Origin of the sequence: Saliniferula longa, assembly GCF_050789285.1 — a bacterium.
In the GTDB taxonomy this organism is placed as follows: domain Bacteria; phylum Pseudomonadota; class Alphaproteobacteria; order Rhodobacterales; family Rhodobacteraceae; genus CAVPWP01.
Genome location: NZ_JBOUVX010000004.1, coordinates 226,477 through 244,809 on the forward strand (window position 1 = coordinate 226,477; position 18,333 = coordinate 244,809).

General features: G+C 66.2%; 22 protein-coding genes. 10 read left to right on the forward strand and 12 right to left on the reverse strand.

Translation table 11 applies throughout. From position 1 onward, the window contains the following. Positions 1–11: 11 nt before the first annotated feature. Together ACRDNQ_RS17615 and ACRDNQ_RS17620 are read right to left on the reverse strand one after the other, a co-directional pair. The gene (locus ACRDNQ_RS17615) at positions 12–1,724 is read right to left on the reverse strand and encodes a sensor N-terminal transmembrane domain-containing protein (protein ID WP_431830199.1); all 1,713 of its coding nucleotides are present in this window, start codon (positions 1,722–1,724) and stop codon (positions 12–14) included. A gap of 18 nt (positions 1,725–1,742) precedes the next feature. Next, positions 1,743–2,444, reverse strand: a complete 702-nt coding sequence (locus ACRDNQ_RS17620; RefSeq protein WP_431830021.1) for a response regulator transcription factor — start codon at positions 2,442–2,444, stop codon at positions 1,743–1,745. A 348-nt stretch (positions 2,445–2,792) separates the two neighbouring features. Here ACRDNQ_RS17620 and ACRDNQ_RS17625 point away from each other — a divergent pair, with 348 nt between their 5' ends. Further along, positions 2,793–4,391 carry a phosphoenolpyruvate carboxykinase gene (locus ACRDNQ_RS17625; RefSeq protein ID WP_431830022.1) on the forward strand — a complete coding sequence of 533 codons (1,599 nt, stop codon included), beginning with the start codon at positions 2,793–2,795 and terminating at the stop codon, positions 4,389–4,391. 76 nt (positions 4,392–4,467) lie between these two features. Further along, the gene (locus ACRDNQ_RS17630; protein WP_431830023.1) at positions 4,468–5,493 is read left to right on the forward strand and encodes an SDR family oxidoreductase; all 1,026 of its coding nucleotides are present in this window, start codon (positions 4,468–4,470) and stop codon (positions 5,491–5,493) included. Here the strand turns inward: ACRDNQ_RS17630 and recO are convergent. The 6 genes from recO to acpS are packed head-to-tail and all read right to left on the reverse strand — an operon-like array spanning position 5,490 to position 9,373. Further along, positions 5,490–6,215: a DNA repair protein RecO gene (recO, locus tag ACRDNQ_RS17635; protein WP_431830200.1), complete on the reverse strand. Its 726-nt coding sequence runs from the start codon at positions 6,213–6,215 to the stop codon at positions 5,490–5,492. The genes ACRDNQ_RS17630 and recO overlap by 4 nt on opposite strands. After that, positions 6,215–6,547, reverse strand: coding sequence for a DUF1491 family protein (locus ACRDNQ_RS17640; RefSeq protein ID WP_431830024.1), 333 nt, complete (start codon positions 6,545–6,547; stop codon positions 6,215–6,217). Before ACRDNQ_RS17640 ends, recO begins: the two co-directional genes overlap by 1 nt. After that, the gene (gene era, locus ACRDNQ_RS17645) at positions 6,544–7,455 is read right to left on the reverse strand and encodes a GTPase Era (RefSeq protein ID WP_431830025.1); all 912 of its coding nucleotides are present in this window, start codon (positions 7,453–7,455) and stop codon (positions 6,544–6,546) included. The genes ACRDNQ_RS17640 and era overlap by 4 nt, the downstream gene beginning before the upstream one ends. Then, positions 7,452–8,138 carry a ribonuclease III gene (gene rnc, locus ACRDNQ_RS17650; RefSeq protein ID WP_431830026.1) on the reverse strand — a complete coding sequence of 229 codons (687 nt, stop codon included), beginning with the start codon at positions 8,136–8,138 and terminating at the stop codon, positions 7,452–7,454. The genes era and rnc overlap by 4 nt, the downstream gene beginning before the upstream one ends. Beyond that, a complete protein-coding gene (lepB, locus tag ACRDNQ_RS17655) occupies positions 8,138–8,920 on the reverse strand; it encodes a signal peptidase I (RefSeq protein ID WP_431830027.1) in 783 nt (260 codons plus the stop codon). The genes rnc and lepB overlap by 1 nt, the downstream gene beginning before the upstream one ends. Positions 8,921–8,965: 45 nt before the next feature. Beyond that, a complete protein-coding gene (gene acpS, locus ACRDNQ_RS17660; protein WP_431830028.1) occupies positions 8,966–9,373 on the reverse strand; it encodes a holo-ACP synthase in 408 nt (135 codons plus the stop codon). Positions 9,374–9,613: 240 nt separating this feature from the next. On the opposite strand from acpS, the gene ACRDNQ_RS17665 reads away from it, so the two are divergent. Beyond that, positions 9,614–9,796: a hypothetical protein gene (locus ACRDNQ_RS17665; protein ID WP_431830029.1), complete on the forward strand. Its 183-nt coding sequence runs from the start codon at positions 9,614–9,616 to the stop codon at positions 9,794–9,796. Here the strand turns inward: ACRDNQ_RS17665 and ACRDNQ_RS17670 are convergent. The 4 genes from ACRDNQ_RS17670 to rpoZ are packed head-to-tail and all read right to left on the reverse strand — an operon-like array spanning position 9,793 to position 13,736. After that, positions 9,793–10,542 carry a pyridoxine 5'-phosphate synthase gene (locus tag ACRDNQ_RS17670; protein ID WP_431830030.1) on the reverse strand — a complete coding sequence of 250 codons (750 nt, stop codon included), beginning with the start codon at positions 10,540–10,542 and terminating at the stop codon, positions 9,793–9,795. The genes ACRDNQ_RS17665 and ACRDNQ_RS17670 overlap by 4 nt on opposite strands. After that, entirely contained in the window at positions 10,539–11,207 is a 669-nt protein-coding gene (locus ACRDNQ_RS17675) for a DUF2062 domain-containing protein (RefSeq protein ID WP_431830031.1), read from the reverse strand. The genes ACRDNQ_RS17670 and ACRDNQ_RS17675 overlap by 4 nt, the downstream gene beginning before the upstream one ends. A gap of 23 nt (positions 11,208–11,230) precedes the next feature. Further along, positions 11,231–13,351 carry a RelA/SpoT family protein gene (locus tag ACRDNQ_RS17680; protein ID WP_431830032.1) on the reverse strand — a complete coding sequence of 707 codons (2,121 nt, stop codon included), beginning with the start codon at positions 13,349–13,351 and terminating at the stop codon, positions 11,231–11,233. 31 nt (positions 13,352–13,382) lie between these two features. After that, entirely contained in the window at positions 13,383–13,736 is a 354-nt protein-coding gene (rpoZ, locus tag ACRDNQ_RS17685; RefSeq protein ID WP_431830033.1) for a DNA-directed RNA polymerase subunit omega, read from the reverse strand. Between the two features lie 289 nt (positions 13,737–14,025). On the opposite strand from rpoZ, the gene ACRDNQ_RS17690 reads away from it, so the two are divergent. The 7 genes from ACRDNQ_RS17690 to ACRDNQ_RS17720 all read left to right on the forward strand — a co-directional run bounded on the left by ACRDNQ_RS17690 (position 14,026) and on the right by ACRDNQ_RS17720 (position 18,333). Further along, on the forward strand, positions 14,026–14,616 hold the full coding sequence (locus tag ACRDNQ_RS17690) for a LabA-like NYN domain-containing protein (protein ID WP_431830034.1): 591 nt from the start codon (positions 14,026–14,028) through the stop codon (positions 14,614–14,616). A gap of 149 nt (positions 14,617–14,765) precedes the next feature. Further along, positions 14,766–15,716, forward strand: a complete 951-nt coding sequence (gene ispH, locus ACRDNQ_RS17695) for a 4-hydroxy-3-methylbut-2-enyl diphosphate reductase (protein ID WP_431830035.1) — start codon at positions 14,766–14,768, stop codon at positions 15,714–15,716. After that, complete coding sequence (locus tag ACRDNQ_RS17700) at positions 15,713–16,180, forward strand: YdeI/OmpD-associated family protein (RefSeq protein ID WP_431830036.1); 468 nt, start codon at positions 15,713–15,715, stop codon at positions 16,178–16,180. Before ispH ends, ACRDNQ_RS17700 begins: the two co-directional genes overlap by 4 nt. Then, on the forward strand, positions 16,177–16,626 hold the full coding sequence (locus ACRDNQ_RS17705) for a DUF3429 domain-containing protein (protein WP_431830037.1): 450 nt from the start codon (positions 16,177–16,179) through the stop codon (positions 16,624–16,626). Before ACRDNQ_RS17700 ends, ACRDNQ_RS17705 begins: the two co-directional genes overlap by 4 nt. Next, positions 16,626–17,246 carry a glutathione S-transferase family protein gene (locus ACRDNQ_RS17710; protein ID WP_431830038.1) on the forward strand — a complete coding sequence of 207 codons (621 nt, stop codon included), beginning with the start codon at positions 16,626–16,628 and terminating at the stop codon, positions 17,244–17,246. The genes ACRDNQ_RS17705 and ACRDNQ_RS17710 overlap by 1 nt, the downstream gene beginning before the upstream one ends. Then, positions 17,243–17,710, forward strand: a complete 468-nt coding sequence (gene rnhA, locus ACRDNQ_RS17715; RefSeq protein ID WP_431830039.1) for a ribonuclease HI — start codon at positions 17,243–17,245, stop codon at positions 17,708–17,710. The genes ACRDNQ_RS17710 and rnhA overlap by 4 nt, the downstream gene beginning before the upstream one ends. After that, the gene (locus tag ACRDNQ_RS17720; protein WP_431830040.1) at positions 17,707–18,333 is read left to right on the forward strand and encodes a trimeric intracellular cation channel family protein; all 627 of its coding nucleotides are present in this window, start codon (positions 17,707–17,709) and stop codon (positions 18,331–18,333) included. Before rnhA ends, ACRDNQ_RS17720 begins: the two co-directional genes overlap by 4 nt.

The window sequence follows — 18,333 nt, forward strand, 5'->3', positions numbered from 1 at the left end:
GGCGCGGCCGGTCAGACCGGCAGGCCCACGACGAAGCGTGCGCCCAGCGGTTCCGAGGTGATGTCCTCGTCGGTGGGCCGGATGTTCTCGGCCCAGATCACGCCGCCATGGGCCTCGACGATCTGTTTCGAGATGGCCAGACCAAGGCCGGAGTTGTTGCCGAACTGTCCGGCGGGGCGCTCGGAATAGAAGCGGTTGAAGATCTTGGTCAATGCCTGTTCGGGGATACCCGGGCCCGTGTCCTCGACCACCACGAGGACACGGTTGTCGCGTTTGCGCGCCCAGACGCGGATCGCGTCGCCTGCCTCACAGAACGAAATCGCATTGGTCAGCAGGTTCACGAAGACCTGCGCCAGACGCGATTCAAGCCCGACGATCTCGATCGGGTCGGTCGGCAGGTCCGTGATGAACTCGATCCCCTTCGACTTCGCTTCCTTGCCAAGATGGTCGGACAGGTTGTGGATCATCTTGACCAGGTTGAACTGTTCTTCCTCTTCGCGCACCAGTTCGCTGTCGAGCCGCGAGGCGTTCGAGATGTCGCTGACCAAACGATCCAGGCGGCGCACGTCATGTTCGATCACGTCGAGCAGGCGGTCACGCTGGTCGTCGCGCTTGGCCACGCGCAAGGTCCCGACGGCGGACCGCAGCGAGGCAAGCGGGTTCTTGATCTCGTGCGCGACGTCGGCTGCGAACTGTTCGTTCGCGTCGATCCGGTCGTAAAGCGCCGCCACCATGCCGCGCAGCGCGCCCGACAGCCGTCCGATCTCGTCGGGGCGGGCCGTCAGGTCGGGAATGCGGACGCGGCCCGGGCTGACGCGGCCGGCGTTCTTCTCGCGCCCGATCTCGGCCGCGGCGGCCAGATCGGACAGCGGGTTGGCGATGGTCGAGGCCAGAACAAGACTGAGGCCGATCGACACGAGAATTGCGATGACGAACATGTGCAGCACCTGCTCACGCTCGGCGCGAACAAGGTCGTCGATCTCGCCCGCCGCGCTGGTCAGCGCGATCACGCCGACGGCCTCGCCGTCCTGAAGGATAGGCGTCGCCACCGCGAAGATCGTGTTGCCCTGCGGGTCGGTCCCGGTGTCGCTTTGCGTCCGCCCTTCCAACGCCGACGGCACGAGCCGGCGCGCCTGGCTTTCCGATCCCGGATCCTCGGACCCGCGGCCGCCGGGATGCAGGACGCCCGAAAGACCTTCCCAAAGCTGCGTCAGGGCATCGGTGATGACGGTCGACCGCTCGTCCCGATCCAGCCCGATGATCGGCGGCGGAGAGGTGCGGGTCTGGCCCACGGTCGTCGCCATGAGCGTGCCGTCCGGGGCATAGACGAAGACTTCGACCGCTGAGGGCAGGCTGAGTTCCAGAAGCGTGTCGCCGACATCGAGACCGTCGCCGGCGGCAAGGCTGACCGGCACACCGCCGGGAAGCCGGGCCTCGAACACCTCGGCGATCAGCTGTGCCTCGTTCACAAGCCCTTGTTCGCGCTGGAAGACAAGGCTGTCGCGAAACGGGTTGAGCAGCAACACCCCCGCGACCAGCACGAGGATCGCAAGAAGGTTGAAGGTGATGATCTTCCGCGCCAGGGGCGAGCGGTTGATCGAGATCAGGCCACGGCGTTCGCGCCGGCTGCGCAGTTCGGCTTCGGCCTGGCCCTGGGGGCCAACCCAATCTTCACCCAGAACGACGTCGGGTTGCCGCGCCCTGCCGGAGCCCTCCACCTTGATCTCCGTTGCCAGCTACGCTTACTCTTCGTTGTACCGGTAGCCGATCCCGTAAAGCGTTTCGATGGCAGAAAATTCGGGGTCGACCATGCGCATCTTCTTGCGCAGGCGCTTGATGTGGCTGTCGATCGTGCGGTCGTCGACATACACCTGATCGTCATAGGCCACATCCATCAGCTGGTCGCGGCTTTTCACGAAGCCGGGGCGCTGCGCGAGGGCCTGAAGAAGCAGGAACTCCGTCACCGTCAGCGACACGTCCAGCCCCTTCCACACCACCGAATGGCGCAGCGGGTCCATGCGAAGTTCGCCGCGAACCATGACCTGGGCCTGCTCGCCCTCGCCGACGACGTCGCCGGCGATCACTTCCTGGCGGCGCAACAGGGCGCGGATGCGTTCCACCAGAAGGCGCTGGGAGAACGGCTTCTTGACGTAGTCGTCCGCCCCCATGCGCAGACCCAGAACCTCATCGATCTCGTCGTCCTTCGAGGTCAGGAAGATGACCGGCATCGAGGTCTTCTGCCGCACCCGCTGCAGCAGGTCCATCCCGTCCATCCGGGGCATCTTGATGTCGAAGACCGCCATGTCCGGCAGCTTCTTGTTGAAGGCGTCGAGCGCCGCCTGACCGTCATTGTACGTCTCGACCTCGAACCCTTCGGCCTCGAGGGTGATCGAGACCGACGTCAGGATGTTGCGGTCGTCATCGACCAGCGCGATGGTGGCCATGAATCTGATCCTTGTTCTGCTCTCGGTGCCCGCACACACACATGTTGGTGCGACTTTTTTGGGGCAATATCATGTGCAGTTCCGCCCGAATCAACAATAATGTGAGAATCCAGTCATTTGTTGCCGGCATGCGCCGCAGATAATTGCGAAGCATGACCGAATTGCCGCAGTATCCGAACTTGGTTGCGCTAACGTTCAGATGGTTGCGCTAACTGCCCGCATCGGCCCTGTTCAAGACGTCTCACGCAAGATTATAACCCGCCCAAGGCAGCGGGGGGCTTGATCCTTTCGCCGTCCCTGTCACCTTTTTTGCCGGCGCCGTCCGGCCCATGGGGGAGCTTGATCAAGATGACCACTGGAACCGTCAACCCGAAGCAACGCCTCGAGGATCAGGGCATCACGGGACTTGGCGCGGTCTATTACAACCTGCTCGAGCCCGCCCTGATCGAAGAGGCGCTGAAGCGCGGCGAGGGCCGGCTGGGTCTTGGCGGCACGCTTCTGGTCGAAACCGGCAAGTACACGGGACGCTCGCCCAAGGACAAGCATGTGGTCCGCACCGCCACGACCGAGAACGTGATCTGGTGGGAAAACAACGGCACCATGACGCCCGAGGGGTTCGAACGGCTGCACGCCGACATGCTCGAACATATGAAGGGCCGGGACTACTTCGTTCAGGACCTTTTCGCAGGCGCCGATCCGGCGAACCGGCTGGACGTGCGGCTGGTGACAGAGCTGGCCTGGCACGGTCTGTTCATCCGGCACCTCCTGCGCCGCCCCGACCGGGAAGAGCTGTTCTCGTTTGTCCCGCACTTCACGATCATCAACTGCCCAAGCTTCAAGGCCGATCCCAAGCGCCACAGCTGCCGCACCGACACCGTGATCGCGATCGACTTCGACAAGAAGCTTGTCCTGATCGGGGGCACCGAATACGCGGGCGAGAACAAGAAGGGCGTCTTCACCCTGCTCAACTACCTGCTGCCCGAAAAGGGCATCATGCCGATGCACTGCTCGGCGAACCATGCCCGCGGCAACCCCGTCGACACCGCGATCTTCTTCGGCCTGTCGGGCACGGGAAAGACCACGCTGTCCTCCGATCCCGACCGCATCCTGATCGGCGACGACGAGCACGGCTGGTCCGAGCGCGGCACCTTCAACTTCGAAGGCGGCTGCTACGCCAAGACGATCAACCTCAGCCCCGAAGCCGAGCCCGAGATCTTCGCGACCACGAAGATGTTCGCCACCGTGATCGAGAACATGATCTTCGATCCCGACACGCTCGAGCTTGATTTCGAGGATGACCGCCTGACGCCGAACATGCGGGCGGCCTACCCGATGGACTACATCGCCAATGCCTCGACGACGGCGCTTGGGGGGCATCCGAAGAACGTCGTCATGCTGACCTGCGATGCCTTCGGCGTGCTGCCGCCGATCGCGCGCCTGACGCCGGCGCAGGCGATGTATCACTTCCTGTCGGGCTTCACCTCGAAGGTCGCAGGCACCGAGCGCGGCGTGACCGAGCCGCAGCCCACCTTCTCGACCTGCTTCGGCGCGCCCTTCCTGCCGCGCCGCCCCGAGGTCTACGGCAAGCTCCTGCGCGAGAAGATCGCACGCCACGGCGCGACCTGCTGGCTGGTGAACACCGGCTGGACCGGAGGCGCCTACGGCACCGGAAGCCGGATGCCGATCAAGGCGACACGGACGTTGCTGACCGCGGCGCTTGACGGGTCGCTGCGCGACGCCCCGTTCCGCAAGGACAAGTATTTCGGCTTCGAGGTTCCAACCACGGTCGATGGCGTGCCGGACATCCTGCTTGATCCCCGCCGGACCTGGGACGATCCCGAGGCCTACGACCGGCAGGCCGAAAAGCTTGTCGGCATGTTCGCCGAGAACTTCGCGAAATACATCGATCATATCGACGACGACGTGAAGGCCGCCGCACTGGGCTGATCCTTTCGGCCGAAACGGGCTTGACCTTTGCCCGCTCCCCCATAAGTTAGCGATACTAACTTCAAGGGAGCGGGCGATGCCACGCACAGTTCTGGTCACCGGGGCCACCGGCTACATTGCCAAGCACATCGTGCTTCAACTTCTCGAACGGGGCGACCGCGTGCGCGGCTCGGTCCGGTCCGAGAAGCGGGCCGGCGACCTCCGCGCGTCGTTGCAGACCGCCCTGTCGGACCCCACGAAACTTCACAACCTGTCGACCGTGACGCTCGACCTGACGTCGGATGACGGCTGGGATGCCGCGATGGTCGACGTCGACGCGGTGATCCACACCGCCTCGCCCTTTCCGCTTGTCCAACCCAAGGATGAGAACGAGGTCATCCGCCCGGCAGTCGACGGCGCGCTTCGCGCCCTGCGCGCGGCGCAGGCGGCGGGCGTGCGCCGCGTCGTGCTCACTTCGTCCGCGGTCGCGGTGATCACGGCCGTGCGCCCGTCGAACGGCCGGGCCTACACCGAGGCTGACTGGTCCGACGCATCCAGCCCGGCCGCCACGCCCTATGCGAAATCCAAGACATTGGCCGAGCGCGCAGCTTGGGATTTCGTGCGCGACAGCGGCGGCTCGATCGACCTGACCTGCATCAATCCGACGCTGGTGGTGGGACCGCCTCTCGACCTCGACTACGGGACTTCGATCGAGGTGATCGAGCGTGTCCTACGCGCCAAGGACCCGATGCTGCCGAACGTCGGCTTCGGTACGGTCGACGTGCGCGACGTGGCGACGGCCCACGTACAGGCGCTGGACGTGCCGGAAAGCATCGGCCAGCGCGTCCTGATCAACGATCGCTTCATGTGGTTCGCCGACATGGCCCGCGCGGTGAAGACGGCGTTGCCTGACCGCAAGATCGTGACGCGCGTGGCGCCCGACTTCGTGGTGCGCTTCCTCGGCCTCTTCGATCGGTCGATCGCGACGATCAGGAACGATCTCGGCAAGAGCCTGAGCATCGACACCACGCGGGCGCGCGAGCTTCTGGGCATCGCGTTCCGCGACACGCGCCAAAGCGTGGGCGAGACGGCGCGCTGGCTGGTCGACAAAGGCCGCGTCTAGCCGGCCCGCGCCAGCAGGTCCAGCAACCGCTGGCGCGCCTCGGGCACGGGGCGATTTCCCATCGCTTCGGCCAGCTTGGCGACAAGGAAATGCCCCGTCGTCCCGAGCCCGGCCAGAACCTGGGCCACATCGTAGGTATCGGTGCCCGTCATCGCGGGGCTCAGCGGCAAAAGCCGGTCGGCCCACTCTCCGGCCGCGCCCCGGCTGATGGCCCGCCCCGAGCGTGGCGAGACATAGACCAGGTCGTCGACCGTTCCCGTGACGGCGCAGCCCGACAGGTCAAGGCCGAACCCAAGCTCGTCCAGAAGCGCCATCTCCCAGCGCAGATAGGCCAGCGGCCAGACTTCGGTCGCGCCGATCATGTCGAGAAGCCCGATGGTGCGCGCGTAAAGGCGCGGGTGCGCCTCACGCTCGGGCAGGGCAAAGGTCAGCAGGGCTGTGACCGCGTGAAGGCCGGCAAGGGATTGGCGGTCCGACATGAGATCGGCCGCCCGGCTTTTCAACGGCTCGACGGTGAAGGCGCCGATGTGTTCGTCCAACCGCGCGCGCCAGGTCAGGTCGAGCTGCGCGCCCGGTTGCAGGATCGGCGCGATCTTGCGGCTTGTGCCGCCCCGCACGACACCGGCGTGGCGGCCATGGCCGGCCGTGAAGACCTCGATGATCGCGGCTGTCTCGCCGTGGCGGCGCACCGACAGAAGCGCGCCTTCGTCGCGCCACTCCATCATGTCGAAAGGCCCGGTTCGTCCAGCAGATGCCGCCCCTCGCGGTCCTCGACCTCGATGACCCAGAGATCGCGGTCGAAGCCGCGCTGACGGGAGATGGCGGCGTCGACCTCGGCCTCGGTGCCTTCGGTCAGCACGATCCACGCCCTCTCGCCGCTGGTCAGGTCGAACGATCGCTGGAAGGCCCGCGCCCGGCCGTCAAGGGTGTTCTGCTTGACCAGCACCGCGCCCGCTGTCCCGTCGCCCTTCGCAACGACGAAGGCCGGAATGTCGGCAAGGCGCAGCCGGTTGAGATAGGCCGCGACCCAGAAGTCGGTCGTCAGCCGCGTCACGGTTTTCCGTCGGAGAAGTCGAGACCCATCTCGGAATAGCGCTCGGCTTCTTCCAGCCAGTTCGGCCGGACCTTCACCTGAAGAAACAGGTGCACCTTGCGGCCCAGGAACTCCTCGATCTCGGCGCGGGCGAGTTGGCCGATGGTCTTGATCGTCTCGCCCTTCTTGCCCAGCAGGATGCCCTTGTGGCCGTCGCGGGCGACATAGATCACCTGGTCGATACGGACCGAGCCATCCTTGCGCTCGTCCCAGGCTTCCGTCTCGACCGTCAGTTGATAGGGCAGTTCCTCATGCAGGCGCAGCGTAAGCTTCTCGCGCGTCATCTCGGCGGCGATCATCCGCAGCGGCAAGTCTGCGATCTGGTCTTCGGGGTAAAGCCAGGGGCCTTCGGGCATCTCGGCCGCCAGCCACTCGCGCAGGGCGTCGACGCCATGCCCGCGCTCGGCCGAGATCATGAAGGTGCGCACAAAGGGGAAGCGCTCGTTCAATTGCTTGGTGAGTTCCAGAAGCTGAGGCGCCTCGACCCGGTCGATCTTGTTGATGGCCAGCGCCACCGGCCGGTCGCCGACACGGCCGCTCAGGGCCTCGAGAATCGACTCGACGCCCGGGGTGATCCCGCGGTGCGCCTCGATCAGAAGGACCACGACATCGGCATCCGCCGCCCCGCCCCAGGCCGCGGCGACCATGGCGCGGTCCAGCCGGCGGCGCGGCCGGAACAGGCCCGGCGTGTCGACGAAGACGATCTGACTGTCGCCTTCCATGGCGACCCCGCGGATGCGCGCACGCGTGGTCTGCACCTTGTGCGTGACGATCGACACCTTGGCGCCGACCATGCGGTTCAGCAAAGTCGACTTGCCGGCGTTCGGTTCCCCGATGAGGGCGACGAAGCCCGCGCGCGTGGTGGTCATTCGTCTGCCCTCACCTTTTCCAATAGCGCCTGCGCGGCCAGTTGCTCGGCCTGTCGTTTCGATCCCGCCTGGGCCACGGCGCTGCGCCCGTCCGACAGACGTGCCTCGATCGTGAAGACCGGCGCATGGTCGGGGCCCTCGCGCTGGGTCTCGACATAGTCGGGCGGTGTCTGGCCCTGCGCCTGCGCCCATTCCTGCAACGCCGACTTGGGGTCGCGCGCATCGTCTTCGACCGCGGCAATGCGGTCGGTCCAATGCGCCAGCACCACCGCGCGCGCCGCCTCGAAGCCTGCGTCCAGATAGACCGCGGCGATCACCGCCTCCATCCCGTCGGCCAGAAGGGCGTCCTTCCGGCGCCCGCCCGACATCATCTCGGACCGGCCAAGTTTCAGCACCGACCCAAGGTCAAGGGTGCGCGCGATCTCGGCGCAGGTTTCCTTGCGCACGAGCGCGTTGAACCGTGGCGCCAGCGTTCCCTCGGACGCCTCGCGGTCGGCTTGGAACAGCGCCTCGGCGATGACAAGGCCCAGGACCCGGTCGCCCAGAAACTCGAGCCGCTGGTTGTCCGGGCGCGACGGCGTCGCGATCGAGGGATGCGTCAGGGCGCGGATCAGAAGGTCCGGGCCCTGGAACCGGTGGCCGAGACGCCGCGCGAAGGCGTCAAGATCCGCCGAAAGCTTCACTATTCGATCGCCTTGAAGAACCGGTCCGCGCGCCAGGTCCAGAAGAAGAACAGTGACCGGCCAGCAGACGAGAACATGACCCGGTCGGCGCGACCGATCAGGTTCTCGAAGGGCACGAAGCCCACGCCCGCAGGCGGCATGACGCGGCTGTCGGTCGAGTTGTCGCGGTTGTCACCCATGAAGAAGTAGTGACCCTCGGGCACCGTGTAGACGCCGGTGTTGTCAAGCTGGCTCTCGCGGGCGTTCAGGATGCGATGCTCGCGGCCGTTCGGCAGCGTCTCGATGAAGCGGTCCTTCTCGCACACCGCGCCAAGGCCCACAGCCATGTTCTTGCACAGCGGCAGGCTGCCGCTTGCGCCCTGGCGTTCATAGATTTCCTCGAAGACGCCATCGGGGGTCTGGGGCGCGGGCGCGTCGTTGATCTGGAGAACGCCGTCGATCACCTGAACGCGGTCGCCGGGAAGGCCCACGACGCGCTTGATGAAGTCCGATCCGTTGGTGGGGTGGCGGAAGACGACGACGTCGCCGCGCTCGGGTTCGGTGGCGAACCAGCGCCCGTCGATGAAGACGCACATCGAGAACGGGCAGGAATGCCGCGAATAGCCATAGGCCATCTTGTTGACGAACAGGAAATCGCCGATCAGCAGCGTGTCCTTCATCGACCCCGAGGGAATCCAGAACGGCTGGAAGAACAGCGTGCGGAACACGCCCGCGATGAGAAGCGCATAGACGACCGTCTTGATCGTCTCGACGACCGCGCCGCCTTCGCTCTTGTCCGCCATTGTCACGTCCGCCTTTCGCTGGTTGCGCGCTACATGGAAGGGCCGTCAGGGCGTGTCAAGCGGACGCGCCTCGATCACCACGAAGGCCTGCGCCCAGGGATGGTCGTCGGTCAGTGTGACATGCACGATCGCCTCGTGGCCCGGCGGCGTCATCTCACGCAGGCGCTCGGCCGCCCAACCGGTCAGGTGCATCACCGGCTGGCCGGTGCGCAGGTTCGACACGGCCATGTCCTTCCAGGCGATGCCCATGCGCAGGCCCGTGCCCAGCGCCTTCGAGCAGGCCTCTTTCGCGGCCCAGCGTTTGGCATAGGTGCCGGCGGTGTCGGCGCGGCGTTCCGCCTTCATCTGCTCGACCTCGGTGAAGACGCGGTTGCGGAAGCGGTCGCCGAAGCGCTCAAGCGTGCGTTCGATCCGCTCGATGTTGCACAGATCGGTGCCGATGCCGAGGATCATGCCATCCCCCGGGCGATCATGACCCCGCTGGCGAAGTCATGGCCGGCCTGTTGAAAGTTCCGGGTCATCCGCACCTGTCCCGCGGGTCATCAAGGTCGGGCGATGCCCGGTCCGGCACTGCATACGCCCCGGGTCGTGTCAGGGCAATGCTTGGCCTTGCAAGGGTCCGACGGGCCCGGACTTGTGCGCAAGCCCAGGTTGGGCCATGACCGGCACAACCGCAGCGAAGGAACACGCAAGATGGATTACGGCAAGTCCGGTGCCGCCCGCCAGGGCAAGAGCGGGCCGAAGCACGTCGAGCACAACGCGAAGGGCACCGCGAACAACCCCTTCGGCGCGCGCGACGCGAAGGCCGAACTCGTGGCGCGCATGAAAGCCGCCGCCCAGGCGAAGGCACGGCCCGACCGCGACGGCGCGTCCTAGCCCCGCGCCTCGTCCATGAGCCGCCGCATTTCCCCGATGGCGGGGCCAAGGCCGCGGAAAATCGCCTCGCCGATCAGGAAATGCCCGATGTTGAGTTCCATCACCTCGGGCATGGCCGCGACGGGGGCGACGGTCTCGTAGGTCAGGCCGTGGCCCGCGTGCACCTCGAGGCCCAGCGAATGGGCGAAGGCCGCCATGTCGCGCAGCGCGGCAAGCTCGCGGTCGCGCGCGTCGAAATGACCTTCGGCATGGGCGTCGCAATAGGCGCCGGTGTGCAACTCGATCACCTGCGCGCCGATCCGGGCGGCGGCCTCGATCTGGCGGCGGTCGGCGGCGATGAAGATCGACACCCGGCAGCCCGCCTCGCGCAGGGGCGCGATGAAGTGGGCAAGCCGGTTTTCCTCGCGCGCGACTTCAAGGCCACCCTCGGTGGTCCGTTCCTCGCGCTTTTCGGGCACGATGCAGACGGCATGCGGCCGGTGGCGCAGGGCGATCGCCTGCATCTCGGCCGTGGCGGCCATCTCGAAGTTGAGCGGCAGGCGCAGGTTCGCCATCAGCCCCTCGATATCCGCGTCCGAGATGTGGCGGCGGTCTTCGCGCAGGTGCGCGGTGATGCCGTCCGCACCTGCCTCTTCGGCAAGTTTCGCGGCGCGGATCGGGTTGGGATAGGCGCCGCCGCGGGCGTTCCGCACGGTCGCCACATGGTCGATGTTCACGCCCAGCCTCAGCCTGCCCAACGGCTTCATTCCCTGTCCTCCTCGGCCTGCGCGCCTGCCGCCGCGGCCCCGGCCTCGGCGCGCTTGCGTCGCTTCTTTTCAAGCCGCGCCTGTTTACGTCGGTCGCGTGCCTTTTGGTAGGTCACGATGATCGGATAGGACAGATAGTACGCGGCCAGCCCGGCGACGATGCCCGGGATGATCCCGCCCACGAGATAGGGCAGGAAGATCACGCGGAAGAAATCGGCAAGCCGGTCCCAATGCATCGCTTCGGGCGAGAAGACGGCATAGAAGTTATGCCAGAGTTCCTGGAAGGCCTGGCTGAAGGCCTGGCCGACCCGGTTGAGCGGGACCGGGGGCGAACCCAGCATCCACGAGCCGATTTCCATCGATACGGCGGCAATGATCGGGAAGGTGATCGGATTGCCGATGAAGGTCGCCAGAAGCGAGGCCAGGATGTTGCCGCGCAGCGCCACGGCAAGTCCGGCGGCCAAGATGAAATGGAACCCGAAGAACGGCGTGAACGACACGAAGACGCCCGCTGCGACCCCCCGGCTGATCTTGTGCGCCGGGTCCGGCAGACGCCGCAGCCGGTAGATCACGTATTGCGAGGCACGCCGCCAGCCCCCCCGCGGATAGAAGGACTCCGCGACGATCTGGTAGTAGGTCCGTGGCGTCCGTCGCTTGAAGACCACCTAGGCGTTTCCCCGTTCCGTCCCTATGGCTTGCGGCCAAGATCGCGATGACGCGAGATCGAGGCCACGTCACTGTCGGCCTCGAGCGCCAGCATCACCGAATGCAGATGCTCGACATCGCGCAGATCCACGTCGACGATAAGGCGATAGAAATCCGGTTTCCTGTCAAGAAACTGAAGGTTCGAGATGTTGGCGCGCTGTTCCCCTATCAGCGTGCAGATCCGGCCCAGAACGCCCGCGTCGTTGGCGATGGTCAGGTCAAGGCTGACGGCGTGGACCGCGGGGTGATTGCCGGAATGCCAGTGCAGGTCGACCCAGCGCTTGGGCTGGTCCTCGAATTCCTGAAGCGCACGGCAGTCGATCGTGTGGATCATGACGCCGCGCCCGCGATAGGTGATGCCCACGATCCGCTCGCCCGGCAGGGGCTGGCAACAGTTCGCGCGGCTGAAGGTCTGCCCGGGCTCGAGCCCGACGACCGCGCGCGCAGCGTCGATCTCGTCGCCCTTTTTCGCGACAAGTTCGGGGTAAAGCGTGTTCACCACCTCGCGCGCAGTCAGCTCGGCCGACCCGAGGCGGGCCAGCAGTTCCTCAGTGTCCTCAAGGCCAAGGTGCCGGGCGGCGGTGCCCAGCGCCTTGTCGGTGGGTTTTTTGCCGACGTGCTCGAAGGCCACGCGGGCCAGTTCGCGTCCAAGCTTGATGAACCGCTCGCGGTCCTCTTCGCGCAGGCTGCGCCGAATCGCGGCCTTGGCGCGCCCCGTTGCGACGATGTCGATCCAGGTGGCCTGAGGGCGCTGGCCCTCGGCAGTCAGGATCTCGACCGACTGTCCGTTCTTCAACCGCGTCCAGAGCGGCACGCGGATCGTGTCGACCTTCGCACCCACGCAGCTGTCGCCGATGCGGGTGTGGATCGCATAGGCGAAGTCCAGCGGCGTCGCCCCGCGCGGCAGCTTCACCACCTCGCCCTTGGGCGTGAAGCAGAAGACCTGGTCCTGATACATCTCGAGCTTCACATGCTCGAGGAACTCGTCGTTCGTCTCGGCCACCTCGAATCGTTCGGTCAGCGTCGAGATCCAGCGCGCGGGATCGACGGCAAAGCGGTTCTCCGACCGCACCCCGTCGCGATAGGACCAGTGCGCGGCCACGCCGGTTTCGGCGACCTCGTGCATCTCGCGCGTGCGGATCTGCACCTCGACCCGCTTGCCGTCGCGGCCCGATACGGTGGTGTGGATCGACCGGTAGCCGTTCGACTTGGGCTGGCTGATGTAATCCTTGAACCGGCCCGGCACCGCGCGCCAGCGCTGGTGGATGGCGCCCAGCGCGGCATAGCAATCGGCCTCGGTGCCCACGATGATGCGGAAGCCATAGATGTCCGAAAGGCGCGAGAAGCCCTGTTCCTTCTCCTGCATCTTGCGCCAGATCGAATAGGGCTTCTTGGCGCGGCCGATCACCTCGGCCTGAAGACCGGCCTTCTCGAGTTCGAGCTCGATATCGGCGGTGATCTTCTGGATCACGTCGCCGGTTTCGCGTTGCAGGGTGATGAAACGGCGGATGATCGAGGCGCGTGCCTCGGGGTTGAGGACGCGGAAGGCCAGATCCTCCAGTTCCTCGCGCATCCACTGCATGCCCATCCGGCCGGCGAGCGGCGCGAAGATGTCCATCGTCTCGCGCGCCTTCTGCGCCTGCTTCTCGGGCCGCATCGACCGGATCGTGCGCATGTTGTGCAGCCGGTCGGCCAGCTTCACCAGGATCACCCGCAGGTCCTTGGACATCGCCATGAAAAGCTTGCGGAAGTTCTCGGCCTGCTTCGACTCGGTCGACGACAGTTGCAGGTTGGTCAGCTTCGTGACCCCGTCGACCAGTTCCGCGATCTCGACGCCGAACTCGAACTTCACGTCCGAATAGGTCGACCGCGTGTCCTCGATCGTGTCGTGCAGAAGCGCCGTGACGATGGTGGCGTCATCCAGCTTCATCTCGGTCAGGATCGCCGCCACGGCGACAGGATGCGAGAAGTAGGGTTCGCCCGAATGACGGAACTGGCCGTCATGCATGCGCTGACCATAGGCATACGCCTTCCCGATCAGCGCGGCGTCTGTCTTGGGGTTGTAGGTGCGAACCAGCGCGATCAGGTCGGAGGCATCGATCATCGCGTCCGCCCGTGTGGGGCCTTGCCGCCCCTTACTGGCGCTCCTGCGCTTCCATGAGGGCGCGAAGCAGTTTCTCTTCCGAGATGTCGTCGTCGACCGGCCGGTCGGCCTCGGCGCCCATCAGAAGCGCCATCGCGTCTTCCTCGGGTTCGTCCACCTCGATCTGGGTCTGCAGGCTTTCGATCATGCGCTCGCGCAGATCGTCGGCTTGCTGCGCCTCGTCCGCGATCTCGCGCAGGCTGACCACAGGGTTCTTGTCGTTGTCGCGCTCCACCGTGATCGGCGCCCCCGACGCGATCTCGCGCGCGCGGTGCGCGGCAAGCATGACAAGCTCGAACCGGTTGGGAACCTTGTCAACGCAGTCTTCGACCGTCACGCGGGCCATGGGTCACTCCATCGTTGGGGTGGGGGGCAAAACGAACCCTGCATTTAGACGCTGGGCCGACGAATGGCAAGCCCCCTGCCCCCAAGGCGCAGAGCCGGCGAATGCGGCACAAGTCCCGGATCATGCCGAATTGATGCGCCGCGAGGTCCCGACAGGTCCGACACGGAAAATTGTCGGTTGCGCAACGACCGCGAATGCCTATCTTGCGGCGGGTCCTGATGTCCGAAGGGTGCCTCACTCCCACCCGACCGAAGCGGACGGAGGGGCCATTATTCGGAAGGAAGGATAGATGTTTTATCGGGACGAACGGCTTGCGCTGTTCATCGATGGATCGAATCTTTACGCGGCCGCGAAGGCCCTGGGATTCGACATCGACTACAAGCTCCTCCGGCAGGAGTTCATGCGGCGGGGAAAGCTTCTTAGAGCCTTCTACTATACGGCGCTTCTGGAGAACGACGAGTATTCTCCGATCCGTCCGTTGGTGGATTGGCTCCATTACAACGGCTTCACCATGGTGACGAAACCCGCCCGCGAATACACCGACAGCATGGGGCGTCGGAAGGTCAAGGGGAACATGGACATCGAGCTTGCCGTCGATGCCATGGAGCTTGCGCCGCGGGTGGACCACATCGTCCTCTTTTCGGGCGACGGCGACTTCAAGCCGCTTGTCGCAAGTCTTCAGCGCCAGGGCGTGCGGGTTTCGGTCGTGTCGACCATCCGCAGCCAGCCGCCGATGATCGCCGACGACCTGCGCCGTCAGGCCGACAACTTCATCGAGCTTGACGAACTGCGCGAAGTGATCGGGCGCCCCCCGCGCGAGGATCGTGAAGACGACCGCGCCGAACGCGCCGACCGCACGCAGGACCGCGTCGCCGAATAACCTTGGCCGGCTGATCCACGGCCACCCACCGGCAGGGAGGGTGGCCGTCTTCTTTTCCCCCGGCAGGACGATGTCCGGCAAAGTCACGGTTGCGCGTTCCGGCATCCCCTCTATCTTGACGCCATCAGCCACCCCGCTGGAGGCGCCCCGTGCCCAAGCCGCCCCTGACCCTTTATCTTGCCGCGCCGCGCGGGTTCTGCGCGGGTGTCGATCGCGCGATCAAGATCGTCGAGATGGCGCTTCAGAAATGGGGGGCGCCGGTCTATGTGCGCCACGAGATCGTTCACAACCGATACGTGGTCGACGGGCTGCGCGCGAAGGGCGCCGTCTTTGTCGAGGATCTTGACGACTGTCCGCCAGACCGGCCGGTCATCTTCTCGGCCCACGGGGTGCCCAAGGCCGTCCCGGCCGAGGCGTCGCGGCGGCGGATGATCTTCGTCGACGCGACCTGTCCGCTGGTGTCAAAGGTCCATATCGAGGCCGCGCGTCACCACGAAAACGGGCTTCAGATGATCATGATCGGCCATGCCGGCCACCCCGAAACGATCGGAACCATGGGACAGCTGCCCGAGGGCGAGGTGCTTCTGGTCGAAACGGTCGAGGATGTGGCGGCGGTGAGGGTGCGTGACCCGGCCCGACTGGCCTTCGTCACCCAGACGACGCTGTCAGTCGACGACACCGCGGATATCGTGGCCGCGCTCAAGGCGCGGTTTCCCGCCATCGTCGGCCCGCACAAGGAAGACATCTGCTACGCCACCACCAACCGCCAGGAGGCGGTGAAGGCGATGGCGCCGAAGGCCGACGCGATGCTGGTGGTCGGTGCGCCGAATTCCTCGAACTCGAAGCGTCTGGTCGAGGTCGGCGCGCGGGCCGGTTGCGCCTATGCGCAGCTTGTCCAGCGCGCGACCGACATCGACTGGCGCGCGCTCGAAGGCATCCGCACCGTCGGGGTGACCGCCGGCGCCTCGGCCCCCGAAGACCTGGTGGACGAAGTGATCGACGCCTTCCGCGACCGCTTCGACGTGACCGTCGAACTGGTCGAGACCGCGGTGGAGAACGTCGAGTTCAAGGTGCCGCGGATACTTCGCGAACCGGCATGAGCGACTGGCTGACCTTCGAGGGGGTCATCGAACCGGTTCTGTGGGGCGAGACGACCTATACCATCCTGCGCCTGCCGCGAGAGGTGGCCGAAGCGCTCGAGGCCACCGGTGCGCGGCGCGTCGAGGGCGAGTTCGGCGAGCATCCCGTGAACCTTGCGCTGACGCGGGCCGAGCCGACCGGAGACGGGGTCTTTCTGTGGGCCGGCAAAAGTCTGCTCGCGGCGACCGGCCTTGAACCCGGCGACGTCTTCGAGGTCCGGCTGCGCCCGGCGCCCGAGGACGCGGTCGACACACCCGACGATGTCGCCCACGCCCTGCAATCCGCGGGCCGGACCGCCGACTGGGAGGCGCTGACGCCCGGCAAGCGGCGCGGGCTGCTCTACAAGATCGCCACGGCCAAGACCGAGACCACGCGACACAAGCGCATTGCGCAGATGCTTGCCGACCTGCAGAAGGCCCCATGACCCCAATCCCTCGCTCTGCCCTTGTCCTTGGCCTGGCCGGCCTTCTTCCTTTCCTCTGGGGGGCGCTCACGCTGTTCAGCGAAGCTGCGGCCGGCGCCGGGATGCAGGCCTTCGGTCCGCGCTTCGTCGGCCCCTATGTCCTTCTGTCCTATGGCACGGTGATCCTTTCGTTCATGTCGGGCGTCCTGTGGGGCTTTGCCACCCGGGCCGAGGGCCGGGTCGCCTCGACCGGGTATGCCCTGTCGGTGCTGCCCGCGCTCTGGGCCTTCTTCTTCGTGGGCGGCGGGCCGGTGTCGGCGGCGATCTACCTGATCGCGGGCTTCGTCGGGCTGCTGGGCCTTGACTGGCTGTTCTGGACGCAGGGCCTTGCGCCGCGCTGGTGGATGAGCCTGCGCATCGGGCTGACCGTCGTGGTCGTGGCCTGCCTTTCGATGGTGGTGATCTGATGGGGCTGACGCTTTATTCGATGCCGTCCTCGGGCAACAGCTACAAGGCGCGGCTTCTGCTGGCGCACCTTGGCCTGCCCTACACCCATGTCGGGATGGAGTACCTGACCCCGGAACTCGACGCTGCCCATGGCGCGGGCACCCTGCCCTTCGCCAAACTTCCGGTTCTCGAACTCGACGACGGCACACGCCTCCCGGAATCGAACGCGATCCTGTGCTATCTGGCCGAGGGCACCGACTGGCTGCCGGCGGACCGGCTGGACCGGGCGCGGGCACTGGCCTGGATGTTCTGGGAGCAGAACCAGCACGAAGGCGTCATCGCCGTGCGCGCGGCACTTCTGACCTATCCGCACCGCGCGCATCTGGCCACGCCCGAGCGCCTGGCCGAGCTTCTGGATCGTGGCAATGCCCTGCTGGCGATCATGGAACGACGGTTGGCCGGGCATGACTGGATCGCGACGCAAGCTCCGACCGTCGCGGACCTGAGCCTTTACGCCTATACCCACAGTGCCGAAGAAAAGGGCGGCTTCGATCTTGGGCCCTTCCCCGCAGTGCGCGCCTGGCTGGACCGGGTCGCGCGCCTGCCTGGCCATGTCGGGTTGACCGACATTCCCGCATGACCGAGCTTTTCGCCTATACCGACGGCGCCTGTTCAGGGAACCCGGGTCCCGGCGGCTGGGGTGCGCTTCTGGTCGCCCGCGACGGCGAACGCGTTCTGAAGGAGCGTGAACTGAGCGGCGGCGAGGCCCTGACCACGAACAACAGGATGGAGCTTCTGGCGGCGATCAACGCGCTCGAGGCGCTGGACCGACCGTCGACGATCACGGTGGTGACCGACAGTGTCTACGTCAAGAACGGCGTCACCGACTGGATCCTGGGCTGGAAGCGCAACGGCTGGAAGACAGCCGCGAAGAAGCCGGTGAAGAACGACGATCTCTGGCGCCGTCTCGACGAGGCGCGGGCGCGCCACGAGGTGCGGTGGGAATGGATCAAGGGCCACGCCGGCCACCCCGAGAACGAACGCGCCGACGAACTCGCGCGGGCGGGGATGAAGCCCTTCAAGCCGGGCAAGGCCGCGCAATGACCGCGCTTTCGATCCTCGATCACGCGGCGGTGCTTGTCTTCGCCCTGACCGGAGCGCTGGTCGCCAGCCGGGCGCAGCTTGACATCGTGGGCTTCGCCTTTCTGGCCTGCCTCACGGCGGTGGGCGGCGGCACTGTGCGGGACCTCCTGCTTGACCGCCATCCGATCTTCTGGCTGTCGGCGCCGACGTATCTTCTTCTGGCCTCGGTCGCGGCGGTGGTCGTCTTCTTCACGGCGCATCTGCTGGAAAGCCGCTACCGCGTCCTTCTCTGGCTCGACAGCGTGGCGCTTGGCGTGGCGGTCGCCGCGGGCGTCGCGGCGGCGACGGCGGTGGGACAGCCAGCGGCGATCGTCGTGCTGATGGGCGTGATCACCGGCTGCCTCGGCGGGCTGATGCGCGACGTGGTCGCCAACGAGGTTCCGCTGGTGCTGAAGCAGGGCGAACTTTACGTCTCGGCAGCCTTCGGCGGCGCGCTGGCCGCGGTCCTGGCCGCGCCGTTCCTGCCCGGCACGCTCTGGCAGCTTGCCTTGTGCATCGGCGTGACCTGGGCGCTGCGCGCCGGGTCCATCGCCTTCGGCTGGCGGTTGCCGGTCTATCGTGCCCGGCCGCCGCGGAACCGCTGA

Bases quoted from the DNA above. Each gene is read 5' to 3' on its own strand.
- ACRDNQ_RS17620 (WP_431830021.1), bottom strand. From the start codon at position 2,444: ATGGCCACCATCGCGCTGGTCGATGACGACCGCAACATCCTGACGTCG.
- ACRDNQ_RS17625 (WP_431830022.1), top strand. From the start codon at position 2,793: ATGACCACTGGAACCGTCAACCCGAAGCAACGCCTCGAGGATCAGGGC.
- ACRDNQ_RS17630 (WP_431830023.1), top strand. From the start codon at position 4,468: ATGCCACGCACAGTTCTGGTCACCGGGGCCACCGGCTACATTGCCAAG.
- recO (WP_431830200.1), bottom strand. From the start codon at position 6,215: ATGGAGTGGCGCGACGAAGGCGCGCTTCTGTCGGTGCGCCGCCACGGC.
- era (WP_431830025.1), bottom strand. From the start codon at position 7,455: ATGACCACCACGCGCGCGGGCTTCGTCGCCCTCATCGGGGAACCGAAC.
- lepB (WP_431830027.1), bottom strand. From the start codon at position 8,920: ATGGCGGACAAGAGCGAAGGCGGCGCGGTCGTCGAGACGATCAAGACG.
- acpS (WP_431830028.1), bottom strand. From the start codon at position 9,373: ATGATCCTCGGCATCGGCACCGATCTGTGCAACATCGAGCGGATCGAA.
- ACRDNQ_RS17665 (WP_431830029.1), top strand. From the start codon at position 9,614: ATGGATTACGGCAAGTCCGGTGCCGCCCGCCAGGGCAAGAGCGGGCCG.
- ACRDNQ_RS17670 (WP_431830030.1), bottom strand. From the start codon at position 10,542: ATGAAGCCGTTGGGCAGGCTGAGGCTGGGCGTGAACATCGACCATGTG.
- ACRDNQ_RS17680 (WP_431830032.1), bottom strand. From the start codon at position 13,351: ATGATCGATGCCTCCGACCTGATCGCGCTGGTTCGCACCTACAACCCC.
- rpoZ (WP_431830033.1), bottom strand. From the start codon at position 13,736: ATGGCCCGCGTGACGGTCGAAGACTGCGTTGACAAGGTTCCCAACCGG.
- ACRDNQ_RS17690 (WP_431830034.1), top strand. From the start codon at position 14,026: ATGTTTTATCGGGACGAACGGCTTGCGCTGTTCATCGATGGATCGAAT.
- ACRDNQ_RS17700 (WP_431830036.1), top strand. From the start codon at position 15,713: ATGAGCGACTGGCTGACCTTCGAGGGGGTCATCGAACCGGTTCTGTGG.
- ACRDNQ_RS17705 (WP_431830037.1), top strand. From the start codon at position 16,177: ATGACCCCAATCCCTCGCTCTGCCCTTGTCCTTGGCCTGGCCGGCCTT.
- ACRDNQ_RS17710 (WP_431830038.1), top strand. From the start codon at position 16,626: ATGGGGCTGACGCTTTATTCGATGCCGTCCTCGGGCAACAGCTACAAG.
- rnhA (WP_431830039.1), top strand. From the start codon at position 17,243: ATGACCGAGCTTTTCGCCTATACCGACGGCGCCTGTTCAGGGAACCCG.
- ACRDNQ_RS17720 (WP_431830040.1), top strand. From the start codon at position 17,707: ATGACCGCGCTTTCGATCCTCGATCACGCGGCGGTGCTTGTCTTCGCC.